Genomic DNA, 17,074 nt, shown 5'->3' on the forward strand with positions numbered 1-17,074 from the left:
TGCAGGTTCCCGTCCACTGCAATGACCAAACACGCAGCCAACGTCTGCAAAAATGCAGATATGCCTGGTACGCAGCGAGTCAGCGCCGACGACCTGTTGATCCTCTTGGCGGTCGGGCGCACCGGCCGTTACGTCACCGCCGCCGACGAACTAGGGCTCAACCACACCACCGTCGCCCGCCGCATCAGCGCGCTGGAGCAGGATCTCGGCGGCCGGGTGCTTGCCCGGGTCGGCGGAAGTTGGGAGCTGACCGAACTGGGCCGCCACGCCCTCGGTGCGGCCGAAGCGGTGGAGTCCGCGTTGCGCTCGCTGTCGGCACCCGACGGCGCCGAACGAGCGCTCGAGGGAGTGGTGCGGATGTCGGCCACCGACGGTTTCAGCGCATACATAGCAGCCCCGGCAGCTGCCGCGGTCCAGCGTCGTCACCCCGGAATCGCGGTGGAGATCGTCGCCGCCACCCGCCGGGTGACCCAACAACGATCGGGTCTCGACATCGAGGTGGTGGTGGGCCAGCCGCAGGTGCACAGAGCGCAGGCGATTCCGCTCGGCGACTACCGCCTCGGGCTCTACGGCGCCGGCGACTACCTGACCGCCCGCGGGACGCCGCAATCGGTAACAGATCTGGCCGAGCACCGGCTGGTGTACTTCATCGACTCGATGCTGCAGGTCGACGACCTGGACCTGGCCCGCACCTTCGCCCCGGTCATGCGTGAATCGGTGTCGTCCACCAATGTGTTCGTCCACGTCGAGGCCACCCGCGCGGCCGCCGGGCTCGGGCTGCTGCCGTGCTTCATGGCCGATCGCCACGACGACCTGGTCCGGGTACTCCGCGACACCGTGGCCATTCAGCTCAGCTACTGGCTGGTGGCCCGCGCCGACACGCTACGTCGACCCGAGGTCGCTGCCTTTGTCAACGCGATCCGCGAGCGGATGCACGCGCAACACAACGTCCTGCTGGGTATGCCGTGACCTGTGAAGTACCTACGTCAGGGGACCGGACAGCCGCTCCTGTTGATCCACGGCATCTCCAACCTGCACAACTGGGACCCTGTGCTGGCCCAGCTGACGGGGCAACGCGACGTCATCGCTGTGGACCTTCCCGGGTTCGGACAGACGCCACCGCTGCCAGGCGAGGTGACCGTCGCGGCACTGACCGACGCAGTCGAGCAGTTCATCAGCGACCTCGACCTGGGCGATGTCGACGTGGTGGGCAGCTCCATGGGCGCGCGCATGGCTTTGGAGCTGGCCAGACGCGGCCACGGCGGTGCGGTGGTGGCTCTGGCCCCGGGTGGATTCTGGTCCGACGCCGCGGTGAGATTCTTCGGAGCGACGGTGGTGCCGTCCGTCACGGTGGTCCGCCACATCCAGCCGTTACTGCCCGCTCTCGTCCGCACCGCGTTGGGACGTACCGCACTGTTGGCACAGTTCTCCGCGAAGCCATGGGCGCTGGGCTCGGGCCTGGTGTTGCAGGAACTTCGCAACTTCGCCGCCTCCCCGAGCATCGACGACGCACTGAGAGCGCTGGTGCACGGCCCGAGACAACAGGGAGGATCCGTGCGCGCGCAGGTCACGATCGGGTGGGGCCGCAACGACAGGGTGACCTTCCCCAGTCAGGCGCAGCGCGCACTGGAGTTGTTCCCGGACGCCCGGCTGCACTGGTTCGACCGCTGCGGGCACTTCCCGCACTGGGACCAGACCGAAGAGGCGGTGCAGCTGATCCTGGAGTCCACCGGAACACGCTGAGCCCAACGGTTGCGGGCGCCGCTGTTGCCTGGTGCAGTCTGAGCATGCCGCACTTCGACGCTGACACCGGACGGTTCTACTACCGGCACTGGGCCGCTGCCGACCCCCACGCCGCGGTGGTCTTTCTGCACGGGTTCGGCGAGAACACTTCGCTGTATCACCGACTGGGCTTCGCGCTCAATGCCGCCGGGATCGACTTCTGGGCGGTGGACCAGCAGGGCCACGGCCTCAGCCCGGGCAAACGCGGCGATTTCGGACCCATCGCCCACAGCGCGGGGCTCGCCGAGCAGCTGACTGAGCTGGCGGAAACCACAGCCCCCGGCATTCCGCTTGTGCTGCAGGGACACTCGTTCGGCGCCGCGGTGGCACTGTCGATACTGCTGGCCAAGCCGCAGCGCTATACCGCCGGGATCATCTCGGGAGCACCCCTGGTGCCCATCCCCGAGTTGCTGAACGCGGACAGCAGTTTCGAACTGGATCTGGCGATACTGTCGGCCGACCCGTTCTACTTGGATGCTCTCGAGAACGACCCGCTGGGATTCGAGGACGCCGACGGCAGCGCGCTGGCCCGCGCGCTGGACACCATCTGGGACAGCATCGGCTCCGAGCTACCGACATTGGCGGTTCCCACCCTGGCGATTCACGGCACCGTCGACGCCATCGCCCCGGTGGGCGCGGTACGCGCCTACGCCGAACAGATCGACAACCTCGAGCTGGTCGAGTTTCCCGGGGCTCGTCACGACATCCTCAACGAAACCGTGCACCGCGAAGTGGCCGAGCAGATCGTGGGGTTCATCGAGGACACAGCGTGAAGCGCCCGGCCCTCACCGCCCGGGCGGGTGAGCTAGGCTCGCCGGATGCTGGTTCGTCTCGCCGTCGCCACCGCAGCCCTGGCACTGGCCGGCGGCGTCCTGGCAACTCCGGCATCAGCGGAGCCGATGCCGCCGTGTGAGTTCGGATTGTCGTTCCTGTGCAGCATGTTGCCGGTTGCACCCGATCTCGATGGCGACATCGACTTGACCCATGACGTGCCACCGGCGAACTCGCTGCCGGAGAATCAGGTGGCCGATCCCTGCGCGCTGGGCTGCATCTGACGCGGGCGCCTCAAAGCCAGGTGTCCGGGGTGGTGGCGGTGATGAACGCTTCGAGGTCGTCGCGCCAGTGCGCCGGGGAATTCTTGTCCGGTTCGATGCCGGTGTACTCACCGCGGTAGAACAGCAGGGGGCGCGGCTTCGTCTTCGGCACCTCCGACAGCGAGTGCACCGCTCCGAACACCACGAAGTGATCGCCTCCGTCGTGCACCGAAGCCACCGTGCAGTCGATGTGCGCCAGCGCACCGGCGATCACCGGCGAACCGAGTTTGGACGGTGCCCAGTCGATTCCGGCGAACTTGTCGGGCTCGCGGGATCCGAACCGGGCCGAGACGTCTTTCTGATTCTCGTGCAGGATGTTCACGCAGAACCGGCCGCTGGCCTCGATGGCCGCCCACGAGCGCGACAGCTTGGTGGGGCAGAACAGCACCAGAGGCGGGTCCAGGGACAGCGCGGCGAACGATTGGCACGCGAAACCGACGGGTTCAAGGTCGTCATCACCCCGAGACATCGAAGTGATGATGGTGATGCCCGTACAGAACTGCCCGAGGACATGGCGGAACGTGCGCGGGTCGATCACTGCTTCCGCCATGGCTACTTGAAGCCGACGCTGAAGTCATGCCCCCACAGGCTGACCGCGGTACTCTCCCGCGCCACCCAGTCGTCGTCATCAACTTCGAGTCCCTCACAACCGAATTCGATGTCGAAGCCACCGGGGGTCTTCATGTAGAACGACAGCATCTTGTCGTTGACATGCCGGCCGAGCGTGGCCGACATCTTGACCTTACGGCGCAGAGCGCGATCCAGACACAACCCCACGTCGTCCGCCTCACCCACCTCGACCATGAGATGCACGATGCCGCTGGGGGTCTCCCCCGGCATGAACGCAAGGCTGTGATGGCGCGGGTTGACGCCGAGGAAGCGCAGCCACGCGGGGGCTCCGTCGGCCGGCCGGCCCACGAGTTGGGGCGGCAGCTTCATCGAGTCGCGCAGGAAGAAGCCCAGCACGTCACGGTAGAAGTGCAGCGTTTCGGCATCGTCGCGAGTGGTCAGGACCACGTGCCCAAGCCCCTGCTCCTCGGTGACGAACTTGTGGCCGTACGGGCTGACCACGCGACGGTGCTGCAACGCCACCCCGTGGAAGACCTCCAGAGTGTTACCCGAGGGGTCGTCGAACACGATCATCTCGTCGACGCGCCTATCGGCCAGTTCAGCGGCCGTGGCCTCCTTGTACGGAGTGCCTTCGACGTCCAATCGTGTGCGAATGTCCTGCAGTGCTGCGGCATTGGCAGTCTCCCAGCCGGATTGCAGCAACCGGTCATGCTCACCGGGCACGATGATCAGCCGCGCGGGGAACTCGTCCATCCGCAGGTAGAGAGCGCCGTCTGGGCTTTTTCCGGGAGTCCCGTGCCCCTCGACCATGCCCAGGACCTTGAGGCCGTACTCGCGCCAGGCCCCGACATCGGTGGCCTCGATACGCAGGTATCCGAGGGATTTGATGGTCACTTTGAACCGCCTCCGAGGAAGTCAACCGTGAGCTTGTTGAACTCGTCGAACTTCTCCAGCTGCGCCCAGTGTCCGCACTGGCCGAACACGTGCAGCTGCGCCCGCTGGATCTGTTTGAGCGCCACCAGCGCACCGTCCAGTGGATTCACCCTGTCCTCGCGGCCCCAGATGAGCAGCACCGGCTGACGCAGCTTGTAGGCGTCGCGCCACATCATGCCCAACTCGAAGTCGGCGCCGGCGAACGAGCGGCCCATGGCCTTGGTGGCCGCCAGCGACTCCGGGGTGCTGGCGATCTTGAAGCGTTCCTCCACCAGTTCCGGTGTGATGAGGCTCTGGTCGAACACCATGATGCGCAGGAATTTCTCGATGTTCTCGCGCGTGGGATCGGCGGCGAACCGGCCCAACAGCTTGACCCCCTCCGTGGGGTCCGGCGCGAACAGGTTGACGCTGAGTCCACCGGGGCCCATCAGCACCAGCCGGCCCGCCCGCTTCGGATTGTCCAGTGCAAAGCGCACCGCGGTGCCGCCGCCCAGTGAATTACCCACCAGCGCAGCACGTTCGATACCCAGGTGGTCGAAAAGATTGAGCAACGCGGTACCGCTGTAACGGTTGTACTGCTCATGCTCGGCGTGCTTGTCGGAGTAGCCGTAACCGGGTTGGTCCACGGCCAGCACGTGAAAGTGCTTTGCCAGCACCGGAATGTTGCGGCTGAAGTTCGACCAGCTGGACGCTCCGGGACCGCCGCCGTGCAGCAGCACCACCGTCTCGGGATTGCCGACACCTGCTTCGTGGTAGTGCAGCTTCATGTCCTGACGGACCTGTGCATAGCGTGAGGTGGACTCGAAGGTGATCTCCTGCTGCTGGGCAGCTTCGGCGGCAAACGATGTCATCACGGCGCCCGATCAAACCATCGTGTCTGCAGGCGGCAACCCGAACTCGTCGTTGCCGAAGATCAGGTACGCACGCTCGGGTTCGTTGGCGGCATGCACCCGGCCGGCATGGGCGTCACGCCAGAAGCGCTGGATCGGCGCATCATTGGCCAGCGCGGTGGCACCGGAAGCCTCGAACAGCCGATCCACCGAGGCGATGGCACGACCGGTGGCTCGCACCTGGTCGCGACGGGCCCGGGCCCGCAGGCTGAACGGGATCTCTTTTCCCGCACTCAGCAGTGCGTACTCGTCGCCCACGTTGCCGATCAACTGGCGCCAGGCGGCGTCGATATCACTGGCAGCCTCGGCGATGCGCACCTTGGCAAACGGGTCGTCCTTGGGTTTCTCGCCGGCGAATGCCGCCCGGATGCGCTTGCCCTGGTGTTCGACGTGCGCGTCGTAGGCGCCATAGGCCATGCCGACGATGGGCGCCGAGATGGTGGTGGGATGCACGGTGCCCCACGGCATCTTGTAGACCGGCGCGGTATTGGTGGCGTAACCGCCTGCGGTGCCGTCGTTCATCGCCTTGTAGGACAGGAAGCGGTGTTTGGGGACGAACACGTCCTTGACGACGACGGTGTTACTACCCGTGCCGCGCAGACCCACCACGTGCCACACGTCGTCGATCCTGTACTCGGTGCGCGGGATCAGGAAGCTGCCGAAGTCCACCGGCCTGCCGCCCTTGATCACCGGACCTCCGAGGAACGCCCAGCTGGCGGTGTCACACCCGGAGGACCAGTTCCACGCGCCGTTGACGATGTAACCGTCACCCGCCTCGGTCACCACACCCGCACCCATCGGTGCGTACGAGGAGGACACCCGGACCGTCGGGTCGTCACCCCAGACGTCTTCCTGTGCCTGCTGGTCGAACAGCGCCAGGTGCCAGTTGTGCACGCCGATGATCGACGAGACCCAGCCGGTGGAACCGCAGGCACTCGCGATTCGACGGACCGCCTCGTAGAAGATCGTCGGGTCGGCCTGCAGCCCACCCCACTGCTCGGGCTGGAGCAGTTTGAAGAAGCCCACCTCGCCGAGTTGCGCGACCGACTCGTCCGGGATTCGACGCAGATCCTCGGTGGCCTGGGCGCGGTCGCGGAACTGCGGAAGCAGATCATCGATGCCGGCCAGCACCGACTGTGCATCACGTTGTTGAATGGAAGTCACTGCATTTCCTCCCGAGGGGTGCGGGACCCGTAAAGAACTGGGTTCAAGACTAGAACACGTTACGATTTGTGTCGAGAACCGGCCCCATGCACGCGCTGGACCTGCAGCGGACCGTTTCTGTAACCTGTTCTAGTTATGAGACCGCTGTAGAGGAGGGGGCGCGCCGGTGACGGAGCCGCTCGGTAGCCACGTTCTGGAGCTCGAGATCTCCGACGTCATCGCCGAAACCGACGATGCGCGTTCGCTGGTGTTCAAGGTGCCCGACGGAGCAGACATCACCGCCGACAAGCTGCGCTACACGCCGGGGCAGTTCCTGACGTTGCGCATCCCCAGTGATCGCACCGGGTCGGTGGCCCGTTGTTACTCGCTGTGCAGTTCCCCGCACACCGACAGTGCCCTGACGGTGACCGTGAAACGCACGGTCGACGGATACGCCTCGAACTGGCTGTGCGACAACGCCGCGCCCGGCATGAAGGTGCACGTGCTGGCACCGTCGGGCACGTTCGTCCCGAAGTCGTTCGACGGCGACTTCCTGCTGGTGGCCGCGGGCAGTGGGATCACCCCGATGATGGCGATCTGCAAGTCCGCCCTGTCGCAGGGCAGTGGCCAGGTGACGCTGCTCTATGCGAACCGCGACGAGAAGTCGGTGATCTTCGCCGAGGCCCTGCGCGACCTGTCGACCAAGTACGCCGACCGGCTGTCGGTGATTCACTGGCTGGAATCGGTGCAGGGGTTGCCCAGCGTCGCCGCCCTGGCCCACCTGGCCGGCGCACACACCGCCAGTCAGGCCTTCATCTGTGGCCCCGGCCCTTTCATGGCGGCGGCGCAGGAGGCGTTGAAGTCGCTGGACATGCCGGACAAGCAGGTGCACGTCGAGGTGTTCCGCTCACTGGACACCGACCCGTTCGCCGCGGTCACGCTCGAGCAGGCCTCAGACGATGACGAGCCGCCGGCCACCGCGGTGGTGACGCTGGACGGCACCACCCACGAACTGAGTTGGCCGCGCAACGCCAAACTGCTCGACGTCCTGTTGGACAAGGGCCTGGACGCACCGTTCTCCTGTCGCGAGGGCCACTGCGGCGCCTGCGCCGTGTTGAAGAAGGACGGCGAGGTGACCATGGAGATCAACGACGTCCTCGAACCGTCCGATCTCGAGGAGGGCCTGATCCTGGGTTGCCAGGCGCTGCCGGCGTCGGATTCCGTCGAAGTGACCTACGACGAATGACAACGGGATATTTTCGTGCGATGAAACGGCTTGCGGCAGTGCCCCTGGTTCTGGCGGCGATGCTCGCCCACCCGGCCACCGCCGCAGCCGCCGCGGACTCGGGCATGTCGTCGTTGCCCATCGACCCGGTGACACAGGTCGAGATGCACGTCAACACGAATTGTGTGGCCGCCGAGGCAAGGTGCTATTTCGACACCCAGGCCAACCTCATGACGCCGACGGGCCCCACCGGTTTCCCCGGTGACTTCTGGGCGCGGCAGACGATCACCCTGCGCAGCAACGACCGCAACGTCTGGCAGGAAGCCGAGTACAGCGCCCCGGCGGGCATGCCGCGAGAATCCAAGGGCGCCAACCACGACAACGTGCTGTCGCGGTTGTTGAAGAACCCCAGTGGCGTCGAGATCTCGGTGACCTACTTCGGCGGCGGCGGGATGGAACGCTTTCGCGTGGACGGCAGCTCCGTACCCACGGATTGGGCCACGGGCCGGCCCGCCACCGCCTCGAGCTTCATCGTGTGCTCACAGATCCAGGTGGTCTACGGCGGCCACAACGTCACCACCCGCGGGGCCTGCGGGCAGACCACCTTTTAGCTCCAACCCCGTGTGAACCGCGCAGAAGGCCAGGATCTCAGTCAGCCGCCGCGCGGATTCGATCGCTCCGTGCGCACCGTGTCCCTGCTCGGCGTGCACCCGCAGCAGGATCGGTGAGGCGCCGGTGTGCACGCTGCGCAGTGTCTCGACGAGCATCCGCGCCTGGTTCGCCGGACACCGGGGATCGTTTGCGCCGGCGATCACCAGCGTTGCGGGGTAGTCGGCCGGCTTGGCGTTGACCAACGGGTCGATGGCTGCCAGCCACTGCCGTTCCCCGGGGATCTTCGGGTCGCCGTACTCGTCGCGACCGATGGCGTACGTCAGCGGATTCTGATCCATCCCAACCAGATCCGTGATCGGCACGTCGGAAACCACCGCGGCCCACAGTTCGGGCCGCTGAGTCACCGCGACCGCGGTGAGCAGGCCACCGTTGCTGGCGCCGTACGCCGCCAACTGCGCGCTGGTGGTCCAGCCCAGTTCGATGAGTTTCTCCGCTATGGCGTAGAAGTCGTTGAACGAGTTCTGCTTGTTGTCCCGACGCCCGCCACGCCACCAGTCAGCCCCGAATTCGCCCCCTCCTCGCAGGTGCGCCAAGACATGGATGCCGCCGGCCTCCAGCCAAGCCGCATGCCCGTTGACGAAGGCCGGGAGTTCGGCCACGCGGAAGCCGCCATAGCCCATGAGGAAGGTCGGATGCGGCCGACTCAGGTCGAGGTCGGCTCGGTGGATGACGTGCGCCGGCACTTCGACACCGTCTGCGGACACGGCGGTGACATAGCTGACCGTCATGTTGTCCAGAGTGGTTGTCGGCGGTTCGAGGCATTCCAGTCGCTGGTCACCGAGCCGGTAGCGATAGATCGCCGGTGCAGTCGCGAGGTCGGAATAGAGGAACGTCACTTCCCCCTCACCCCGCTCGAACACCGGAAGCGCCGGGTGCGCAGCGTGCTCCACGAGCACCCCGATACCTCCCCGACCGGGCAGCTCGACAGGGGTTCTTGCGCCGGAGGGCAGGTCGATGACGTCGAGCGCCGCGCTGCAATCACGCAGGCTCGCCACCACCATGGTGTTGTCGAAGATCTCGAAATCGAGAATGGTGTCGGCACTCTCGCCCAGCAGTTCGGTCCAGGTGCTCGGATCTGCGCAGGTGCGCAACGGGATCTGCACGACGCGGTTGCGGGGCGCGCCGTTGTCGGTGAGCGCGACGATCGTGTCGTCGACGATGTCGCACCGGAAGAAGCCGGGAAAGCCCTCCAGCACCCGCATCACTTCCAGGTTCTCGTCGATGAGGTAGTCCACCCGGACCTCGGTGTTTCCAGAGGCGACGGCGACGTAGCGGCCGTCCTTCGACACCTTGGGGATCGGGAACGCCAGGTCCGGCGGCAGCGGGGCCACCCAGTCCGAAGCCGGCTGCCCGAGGACGAAGCGGCGAATCGGCATCATCACCTGGCCGTCGGCGACCTCTCTTGTGACGCACCAGAATTCGGTGCCGTCGGGCAGCCATGTTGGTGGCGCGCACACGTTCCACGGCACCCGGTCCGCCAGCGGGGCCCCACTGGCGACGTCCACCAGGAACACCTCGTTGATCTCGGCCCCCTGGTGGGTGATGGCATAGGCCAGCACGCAACCGTCCGGCGACGGCGACACCCATCCCAGCGCGACAGGCGGTCCACCAGGTGCGGCGTGGTCGTTGAGGTCGACCAGAACCCGCGGTTCACCGTCAACGGCGTCCCGGACCGTGACAGCCGGCAGCTCGGCTGCGGGATCGAGCCGCCTTTGCTGGAACCAGCGCTCACCGGCCCGGATCGGCGTCCACCGCCGAGCTGCATCCGAGTGACGCAGCACAGCCGATTCGAAAGCCGCATAGCTGCCGATCGAATGCAGCGCGGCCACCGCCTCGGTGGTCAGTCGAGTCTGCCAGTCGAGAGCTTCAGGGTTGTCGGTGCGCAGATCACTCATACCTAAAGTTTGTGCACACCCAAAATATTTATCAACACCCAAAGTTTTGGGCTACTTCGGCCACGCCCGCTCCAACCGGACAAACACCTCCTCGAGATGCCGGGCGATGTCGGCGGCTGTCCACGTTGCGGCGACCTCGGTCAACAGGGCCGACAACGCGGCCACAGTGGCGTGTGCGGCCAGTCGTGCCTGCAGCGGCTCCCAGTCCGGAACACGGTCGGCAAACAACTCGGCCAGCGTCTCCCCCATGTCGTAGTTGATCCGCAGATACGAACCCCACAAAGCCCCGTCGGACCGAACGGCTGCGAGATAACGCACCGTCCGCTCGGCGTCGAACACGGCGTCGCCGTCGGCGCTCTCCCGAACGATGTTGCGCAGGGCCGTGAACGGTCCTTCGCCGGCGGGCCTCGCGGCCAGCAGCTCGACGAGGTTCGTGGCGCTCGCGAGCTCGGTGACCACGGCGTCGAGAAGGTCGGCCTTGGTCTTGAAGTAGTTGAAGACCGTCGTGTCCGACACGCCGGCAAGCTCGGCGACCTCCACCATGCTGGCTCTTGCGGCGCCGTCGCGGGTCATCAACAACTGCGCGGCCCGCAGGATCGCTTCGCGGGTGGCCTGGCGGTTACGGTCCCGTTGGCTCATCCGCGCAGCGTTCCCAGGCTTGGACATGCCTGGGAGCTTAAGCCGACTACCTGGGCAGCCCCAGCAGTCGCTCCCCCGCCACCGTCAAGAGGATCTGTTCAGTGCCACCGGCGATGGTGAGGCACCGGGTGTTCAGGAAGTAGCGCACCTCGGAGTTGTCCAGCAGGCCGCCGCCGGGCGCCAACTCCATGACCCGCTCGGCCAGCGCCTGGCGGTATCGCACCCCGACAAGCTTGCGGACGCTGGATTGAGCACCGGGATCCCTGCCGCCGACGGCCATCTCGGCAATCCGCTGATCCAGAAGAGAACCGATCTGAGCGGCGGTGATCAACTGTCCCAGCGAATCCTGCTCGGCAACATCGAGTTCCAGGTCACCGACGGCGTCGATGAGGTCTTCCATCCCCTTGTCGAGTTTGCCGCCGCCACCCATGGCAACACGCTCATTCGCCAGTGTGGTGCGGGCCAGCGGCCAGCCGCCGTCCACCGGACCGACCACCAGCTCGTCAGGAACGAACACACCGTCGAGGAACACCTCGTTGAACAGTGCCTCGCCGGTGATCTCGCGCAGCGGCCGGATCAACAGTCCCGCAGCACTCATGTCGACGATGAAGTAGGTGATGCCCTTGTGTTTGGGGGCATCGGGATTGGTGCGTGCCAGACACACCGCCCAGTTCGCCTTCTGGGCGTTGGAGGTCCATACCTTTTGCCCGGTGAGCAACCAACCGCCCTCCGTACGAACGGCTTTGGTGCGCAGCGCTGCCAGATCCGAGCCGGCGCCCGGTTCGGAGAACAGTTGACACCAATAGATCTCGCCGGACAGCGTGCCGGGGATGAACCGCTCGATCTGCTCAGTGGTGCCGTGCTCGAGAATGGTGGGCGCAGCCCACCAGCCGATGGAGATATCCGGGCGATCCACCCCGGCGGCGGTCAGTTCCTCGTCGATCAGAAGCTGGACGGCCGGCGAGGCCGCCCGGCCGAACGGCGTGGGCCAGTGGGGCGCATACAGCCCGGCTTCGGCCATGGCCGCCTGCTGCTGCGCGACAGGCAACTCGGCGATCTCGGCAATCTCGGCGGCCAGCCCGGGGCGTTGATCCTCCACCTCGGACAGGTCGATGCCGAGCCGGCGACGCAGCCCGGCGGTGGTCAGCTGCGCGACGCGCCGCGACCACACCGCCCGGCCACCGAGCAGCTGCGAAATGGCATAGGCCCGGCGCAAGTACAGGTGCGCATCGTGTTCCCAGGTGAAGCCGATGCCACCGAGCACCTGGATGCAGTCCTTGGTGTTGCGGACAGCAGCCTCGACACAGGTGGCAGCGGCCACGGCCGCGGCGATGGACAACTGGCCGTGATCCGGCTCCGACGCCGCACGCGCCGCGTCGGAGGCCGTGATGGCAGCCTGCTCGGATCGCAGCAGCATCTCGGCGCACATGTGTTTGACAGCTTGGAAGCTGCCGATCGGCTTGCCGAACTGCTCGCGCACCTTGGCGTAGTCGCAGGCCGTGGTCAACGCGTAGCGCGCGATCCCGGCAGCCTCAGCGGCGAACACCGTGGCAGCCAGGTCCCGCAGCCGGTCTGGCGACACCGCGAGTTCGGTGGCCGCAACCGAGGTCAGCGTGACCCGGCCGAGCTGGCGGGAGAAGTCCGTGGGGACCCCCAGTTCGATGTCGACGCCACTGGCCCCGGAGTCCACCTGTACCCAGGCGTCGCCGGCCGGTAGCAGCAGCAGCGCGTCGGCGTCTGCGCCGAGCACGATATCGGCGGTGCCGGAGACCGTCGCACCGTCGAATACCAGGTCCGCGGACAGCGCCAGGCCCGCAGCGCGCTCGCCTGCTGCCAACGCCTCCAGCAGATCACTGTCTTGCACCACCAGCGTGGCGACCGCAGTGGGCGCCACCGGACCGGGAATCAGAGCCGCTGCCGCCTCGTCGACCATGGCGCACAGATCGCCGACGCTGCCGCCCGCACCGCCGGCATCCTCCGGGATCGCCACACCGAACAACCCCAGCTCGGCCAGACCGGCGAAAACCGGCCGCCACGCCTCGGGTTTGCCCTGCTCGATGTCGCGGATTGCGCCAATGGCGCCCGAGCCGGCGGCCCACGACCGAACCATTTCCCGCGCAGCTAACAGTTCGGCGGCACTAGCTCCAGCAACTCCAGACACCGCACGCTCCTCGGTTTCGCAGCAGTTGGCCGGTGCGGCCCACTAGAACGTGTTCTAATAGTGCCAGTGCCAGACCGTCAAGTCGACCACTGTTGCAGCAGTACACAGACGACTCTCACAGATGTCTCGGGGGCGCGGAGGTGAGAATTTCAGGTCCGCGATGCGTATCGTTTCACCCGATACGTGAAAAGAAGGAGCTGTCGGCCGCATGTCTCAGGCCTCCACGCCAGCGCAAACCGGGTCGGTTGAAGCGCAGGCCCCCCACCGCTCCGCGGCACAGCCGCGTGAGGTTCTGACCGTGGCTGTCCTCGCCGAATCCGAGCTCGGCTCCGAGGCGCAGCGCGAACGCCGCAAGCGCATCCTCGACGCCACAATGGCGATCGCATCCAAGGGCGGCTATGAAGCCGTACAGATGCGTGCCGTGGCCGACCGCGCCGACGTCGCGGTGGGCACCCTGTACCGCTACTTCCCGTCGAAGGTCCACCTACTGGTTTCGGCACTGGGCCGCGAGTTCGAGCGCATCGACGCCAAGACCGACCGCGGCCCGGTGGCCGGGGGCACTCCCTACGAGCGGCTCAACTTCATGGTGAGCAAGCTCAACCGGGCGATGCAGCGCAACCCTCTGCTGACCGAGGCGATGACCCGGGCCTACGTGTTCGCCGATGCCTCCGCCGCCGGTGAGGTTGATCACGTGGAGAAGATCATCGATTCGATGTTCGCCCGAGCCATGGCCGACGGGGAGCCGAGCGAAGACCAGTTCCACATCGCCCGCGTGATCTCCGACGTGTGGCTGTCCAACCTGCTCGCCTGGCTCACCCGGCGGGCCTCGGCCACGGACGTGAGCAAACGCCTCGACCTCGCCGTGCGACTGCTCATCGGGGACGGCGAGCACCCTAAGATCTGACGGGTGAGCCTCCCGGACGACGTCATCGCCGCTCTGTCCCGCGCCGCTGCCTCCCCGGTTCTGCTGGTGACCTCGGATTTCGACGGCACCCTTGCGCCCATCGTCAACCATCCCGGCGATGCCAGACCGCTGCCCGCGGCGGCGACGGCACTGCGGGCGCTGGCACAGCTGCCGTCCACGTCGGCGGCACTGATCTCCGGACGTGCGCTGGCTGATCTGGGCACGCTGTCCGGCCTGGCCGGCGAGGTGGCGCTGGTGGGGTCCCACGGTGCCGAGTTCGACACCGGGTTCGCCCACGAGATCGACGCGGCGTTGCTGCAGACCATCATCGACGAGCTAGACGCCATCGCTGCGCGATATCCGGGCGTCACCGTCGAACCCAAGCCGGCCAGTGTGGCGCTGCACGTCCGCAATGCGGACCCGGCCGATGGTGACGCCGCTCTGGTCGAGGCCCGCGCCGCGTCGCAGGCCTGGGACGCTCAGGCCACCGCGGGCAAGGCGGTGTTGGAGTTCGCTGTCATCACCACCGACAAGGGCGAGGCCATCGACATCCTGCGTGCGCGCTTTCGCGCAGACGCTGTGGTCTTCTTCGGTGACGACGTCACCGACGAAAAGGCGTTCCGGCGGCTGCGCGGCGGGGACGTCGGCGTCAAGGTCGGGCCCGGCGACACCGCGGCCGGTTACCGCATCAACTCCCCCGAGGATGTCGCTGCTGCACTGGAACTGCTTGTGCAGCAGCGACGTTCAACCTCAGCAGCCTGACGGCATCTGCGGGAACTCACTGACCTCGAAGTTCTTCTCGTACAGCTCGGCGAGGCCACCGTTGTCCTGTTCGGTGCACACGAAGCTGTCGAGTGCCTCCACCAGGGCGGTGTTTCCCTTCTGCACTGCCCAGGACCCGTAGCTCAGGTCCAGTGGCTCAGGCAGTTCGGCCTGCTTGAGCTGGTCGGGGTTGGCGCGCAGGAACTGGGCCAGGATGTAGTCCTCCACCACCGACGCCGCAGCACGCCCGGTGGCCACTTCGAGCAGGGCGGCGTTCTGGTCGGCAAAACCGGTCACCGTGGCATTGGGGAACGACTCCTTGGCCAGAGTTTCACCCGAGGAGCCCTGCAGCGCAGTGATCACCGTTCCGGCCACGTTGTACGCGTCCACATCGGGAGCCCTGGTGTCGGAGACGGGCACGGCGAGGACGCTGGTGTACGGCACATAGGCACGGGAGAAGTCGACGACCTGCTTGCGTTCCTCGGTGGGGGTCAGGCCCACCGACACCAGATCGAACTTCTTGCTCTGCAGACCAGGGATCAGGCCGTTGAAGTCCAGGTTCTGAATGTCGAGCTGCAGGCCCAGTGAGTCGGCCAACTTCGTCACCAGGTCGACGTCGTAGCCAGCGGGTTGGCCCTGCTCGTCGAGGTACATCTCGGGTTTGAACTGCAGATTCATCCCGACCACCAACGTGCCGGGAGTGATCAGCCCGAGTTTGTTGTCGTCGCCACCGGTGGACTCCGACGAGGACGACCCTCCGCAGGCGCTCAGCGCAACGGCCAGGACGAGAGCGAAAACGGCCAACAGGGCATGCCGTAGAGACTTGAGGGACAAGGGTTTTCTCTCTTGTTGACGGATCAGGATACGGGTGTCGGTGATGTGCCGGCGCTGGCGATCACACGCTCGATACGACGGCGCTGCGGTGCACGCAGGGCCCTTGCGACCACACCGGAGGGCGGACTGGTCATCGACTTCTCGACCAAGCGGAACACGAAGTCGATGACGAACGCCGCCAGGATGTAGATGGCGGCCGCGGCGCTGTACAACACAAATGGCTGGAACGTGGTGCTGACCAGGTTCTGGGTCACCCGCACCACCTCCAACAGCCCGATCACGGTGAAGGTGGAGGTGTCCTTGACCATGCCGATGAACATGCTGCCGACGTTGGGCAGGGCTATCTTGCCCGCCTGCGGCAGCACGACAGAGACGAAGATCCGGCTGCGCCGCAGACCCAGCGCCTGCCCCGCCTCCGTCAGCCCGGGTGGCACCGCGCTCAACGCCGAGCGGAAGATCTCGGCGAAGAACGCGCTGTAGAGCAGCGACAATGCGATCACGCCTGCTTCGAACACCGCGAAGTCGACGCCGATGGCCAGTGACACACCGAAGTACACCCAGATGACGCTGACCAGCGCCGGTACGCCGCGAAACACGTTGATGTACAACGCCGCAAGCCAGGACAGCGGTGGACCGGACATCCGCAGCATGGCCAGCAGCAGACCGAACACCGTCGAGACCACCAGGGCCACCAGGGACACCTGCAGGGCCACCACCAATCCGGACAGCAGCTGGGCCCGGTTGTCCCAGATCAACCCCCAGTCCAGACCACTCATCAGCGCACCGCCTTGATGAACTCGACAGCCCGCCGGCTGCGGCATTGGTCGTAGAAGTCGCGGCCGCCGGTTTCGACCACCACACCGTCCTCCATGAAGACATTGAGATCGCCGATCTCCCTGGCGAATCCGACCTCGTGGGTGACCACCACCATCGTCATCCCCGTTTCCGCGACCAGCCTCATGGTGCGCAGCACTTCGCCCACCAGCTCGGGATCCAGCGCCGAGGTCGGCTCGTCGAACAGCATCACCATCGGGTCCTGGGCCAGGGCACGAGCTATCGCCACCCGCTGCTGCTGACCCCCGGACAACTGCGATGGGTAGTGCCCGGCACGCTCCAACAGCCCGACGCGGCGCAGCTCCTGACCTGCCCGCTCGTCTGCGGCGCGGCGCGACAGTCCGCGCACCGAGCGCAGCGGTAGAGCCACATTGTCCAGCGCGGTCAGATGCGGGAACAGGTTGAACTGCTGGAAGACCATGCCGACGGTGCGTCGCAACCGTAGCGGCTTGCCGGCAGGCCGGGCGGGATCGCCCGGCGCCGCGGTGCCGTACTGATGACCGTCGACCACCAACGACCCAGCAGTCGGCGGCTCCAACAGATTGATGGTGCGCAACAAGGTCGACTTGCCCGAGCCCGAGGGGCCCAGCAGGACCACGTGTTCGCCGGCATTGACTGTGAGGTCGATGCCCTTGAGCACTTCAAGATCGCCGAAACTCTTTCGTATACCGCGCAATTCGATGACCGGCCGGGCATCGTTCATGGTGATCTCCTCGGTCAGCGTGGCCGATTCGGC

The 17,074-nt window shown here is 66.3% G+C and carries 18 protein-coding genes; 8 read left to right on the plus strand and 10 right to left on the minus strand.

All coding sequences use genetic code 11. From position 1 onward, the window contains the following. Nucleotides 1-60 precede the first annotated feature (60 nt). From BVC93_RS09255 to BVC93_RS09270, 4 genes are read left to right on the plus strand one after another with little or no spacing between them, the layout of a single operon-like run. Entirely contained in the window at nucleotides 61-969 is a 909-nt protein-coding gene (locus tag BVC93_RS09255) for a LysR family transcriptional regulator (protein WP_442929032.1), read from the plus strand. 3 nt (nucleotides 970-972) lie between these two features. Further along, nucleotides 973-1,743: an alpha/beta fold hydrolase gene (locus BVC93_RS09260; RefSeq protein ID WP_083736905.1), complete on the plus strand. Its 771-nt coding sequence runs from the start codon at nucleotides 973-975 to the stop codon at nucleotides 1,741-1,743. 44 nt (nucleotides 1,744-1,787) lie between these two features. After that, entirely contained in the window at nucleotides 1,788-2,555 is a 768-nt protein-coding gene (locus tag BVC93_RS09265) for an alpha/beta hydrolase (RefSeq protein WP_083736906.1), read from the plus strand. A 45-nt stretch (nucleotides 2,556-2,600) separates the two neighbouring features. Further along, on the plus strand, nucleotides 2,601-2,837 hold the full coding sequence (locus BVC93_RS09270; protein WP_083736907.1) for a hypothetical protein: 237 nt from the start codon (nucleotides 2,601-2,603) through the stop codon (nucleotides 2,835-2,837). A gap of 10 nt (nucleotides 2,838-2,847) precedes the next feature. Here BVC93_RS09270 and hsaB read toward each other — a convergent pair whose 3' ends face one another. Genes hsaB through hsaA form a run of 4 tightly spaced genes read right to left on the minus strand, consistent with a single transcriptional unit; the run spans nucleotide 2,848 to nucleotide 6,433 of the window. Continuing rightward, the gene (gene hsaB, locus BVC93_RS09275; RefSeq protein ID WP_083736908.1) at nucleotides 2,848-3,426 is read right to left on the minus strand and encodes a 3-hydroxy-9,10-secoandrosta-1,3,5(10)-triene-9,17-dione monooxygenase reductase subunit; all 579 of its coding nucleotides are present in this window, start codon (nucleotides 3,424-3,426) and stop codon (nucleotides 2,848-2,850) included. 2 nt (nucleotides 3,427-3,428) lie between these two features. Then, nucleotides 3,429-4,340, minus strand: coding sequence for an iron-dependent extradiol dioxygenase HsaC (gene hsaC, locus BVC93_RS09280; protein ID WP_083736909.1), 912 nt, complete (start codon nucleotides 4,338-4,340; stop codon nucleotides 3,429-3,431). Next, nucleotides 4,337-5,230 carry a 4,5:9,10-diseco-3-hydroxy-5,9,17-trioxoandrosta-1(10),2-diene-4-oate hydrolase gene (hsaD, locus tag BVC93_RS09285; protein ID WP_083736910.1) on the minus strand — a complete coding sequence of 298 codons (894 nt, stop codon included), beginning with the start codon at nucleotides 5,228-5,230 and terminating at the stop codon, nucleotides 4,337-4,339. Before hsaD ends, hsaC begins: the two co-directional genes overlap by 4 nt. Nucleotides 5,231-5,242: 12 nt before the next feature. Continuing rightward, nucleotides 5,243-6,433, minus strand: coding sequence for a 3-hydroxy-9,10-secoandrosta-1,3,5(10)-triene-9,17-dione monooxygenase oxygenase subunit (gene hsaA, locus BVC93_RS09290; protein WP_083736911.1), 1,191 nt, complete (start codon nucleotides 6,431-6,433; stop codon nucleotides 5,243-5,245). Between the two features lie 166 nt (nucleotides 6,434-6,599). Here hsaA and BVC93_RS09295 point away from each other — a divergent pair, with 166 nt between their 5' ends. After that, entirely contained in the window at nucleotides 6,600-7,658 is a 1,059-nt protein-coding gene (locus BVC93_RS09295; RefSeq protein WP_083736912.1) for a ferredoxin--NADP reductase, read from the plus strand. 20 nt (nucleotides 7,659-7,678) lie between these two features. Continuing rightward, the gene (locus BVC93_RS09300; protein ID WP_083736913.1) at nucleotides 7,679-8,248 is read left to right on the plus strand and encodes a hypothetical protein; all 570 of its coding nucleotides are present in this window, start codon (nucleotides 7,679-7,681) and stop codon (nucleotides 8,246-8,248) included. On the opposite strand, the gene BVC93_RS09305 is transcribed toward BVC93_RS09300, so the two are convergent. Genes BVC93_RS09305 through BVC93_RS09315 form a run of 3 tightly spaced genes read right to left on the minus strand, consistent with a single transcriptional unit; the run spans nucleotide 8,177 to nucleotide 12,953 of the window. Next, a complete protein-coding gene (locus BVC93_RS09305) occupies nucleotides 8,177-10,204 on the minus strand; it encodes a prolyl oligopeptidase family serine peptidase (RefSeq protein ID WP_083736914.1) in 2,028 nt (675 codons plus the stop codon). The two genes, BVC93_RS09300 and BVC93_RS09305, sit on opposite strands and share 72 nt — an antisense overlap. A gap of 51 nt (nucleotides 10,205-10,255) precedes the next feature. After that, a complete protein-coding gene (locus BVC93_RS09310) occupies nucleotides 10,256-10,870 on the minus strand; it encodes a TetR/AcrR family transcriptional regulator (protein WP_083736915.1) in 615 nt (204 codons plus the stop codon). A gap of 19 nt (nucleotides 10,871-10,889) precedes the next feature. Next, entirely contained in the window at nucleotides 10,890-12,953 is a 2,064-nt protein-coding gene (locus BVC93_RS09315; RefSeq protein WP_083736916.1) for an acyl-CoA dehydrogenase, read from the minus strand. 349 nt (nucleotides 12,954-13,302) lie between these two features. Between BVC93_RS09315 and kstR the strand changes: the two genes are divergently transcribed. Next, a complete protein-coding gene (kstR, locus tag BVC93_RS09320; protein ID WP_192860241.1) occupies nucleotides 13,303-13,908 on the plus strand; it encodes a cholesterol catabolism transcriptional regulator KstR in 606 nt (201 codons plus the stop codon). 3 nt (nucleotides 13,909-13,911) lie between these two features. Then, entirely contained in the window at nucleotides 13,912-14,670 is a 759-nt protein-coding gene (otsB, locus tag BVC93_RS09325; RefSeq protein ID WP_083736918.1) for a trehalose-phosphatase, read from the plus strand. On the opposite strand, the gene BVC93_RS09330 is transcribed toward otsB, so the two are convergent. From BVC93_RS09330 to BVC93_RS09340, 3 genes are read right to left on the minus strand one after another with little or no spacing between them, the layout of a single operon-like run. Next, a complete protein-coding gene (locus BVC93_RS09330; protein WP_157516832.1) occupies nucleotides 14,659-15,504 on the minus strand; it encodes a transporter substrate-binding domain-containing protein in 846 nt (281 codons plus the stop codon). The genes otsB and BVC93_RS09330 overlap by 12 nt on opposite strands. Before the next feature lie 23 nt (nucleotides 15,505-15,527). Next, nucleotides 15,528-16,280 (minus strand): amino acid ABC transporter permease, encoded by a 753-nt coding sequence (locus BVC93_RS09335; protein ID WP_192860242.1) that lies wholly within the window; start codon nucleotides 16,278-16,280, stop codon nucleotides 15,528-15,530. After that, nucleotides 16,280-17,041 carry an amino acid ABC transporter ATP-binding protein gene (locus tag BVC93_RS09340; RefSeq protein ID WP_083740926.1) on the minus strand — a complete coding sequence of 254 codons (762 nt, stop codon included), beginning with the start codon at nucleotides 17,039-17,041 and terminating at the stop codon, nucleotides 16,280-16,282. Before BVC93_RS09340 ends, BVC93_RS09335 begins: the two co-directional genes overlap by 1 nt. Nucleotides 17,042-17,074: the final 33 nt, after the last annotated feature.

Origin of the sequence: Mycobacterium sp. MS1601 (assembly GCF_001984215.1) — a bacterium.
In the GTDB taxonomy this organism is placed as follows: Bacteria; Actinomycetota; Actinomycetes; order Mycobacteriales; family Mycobacteriaceae; genus Mycobacterium.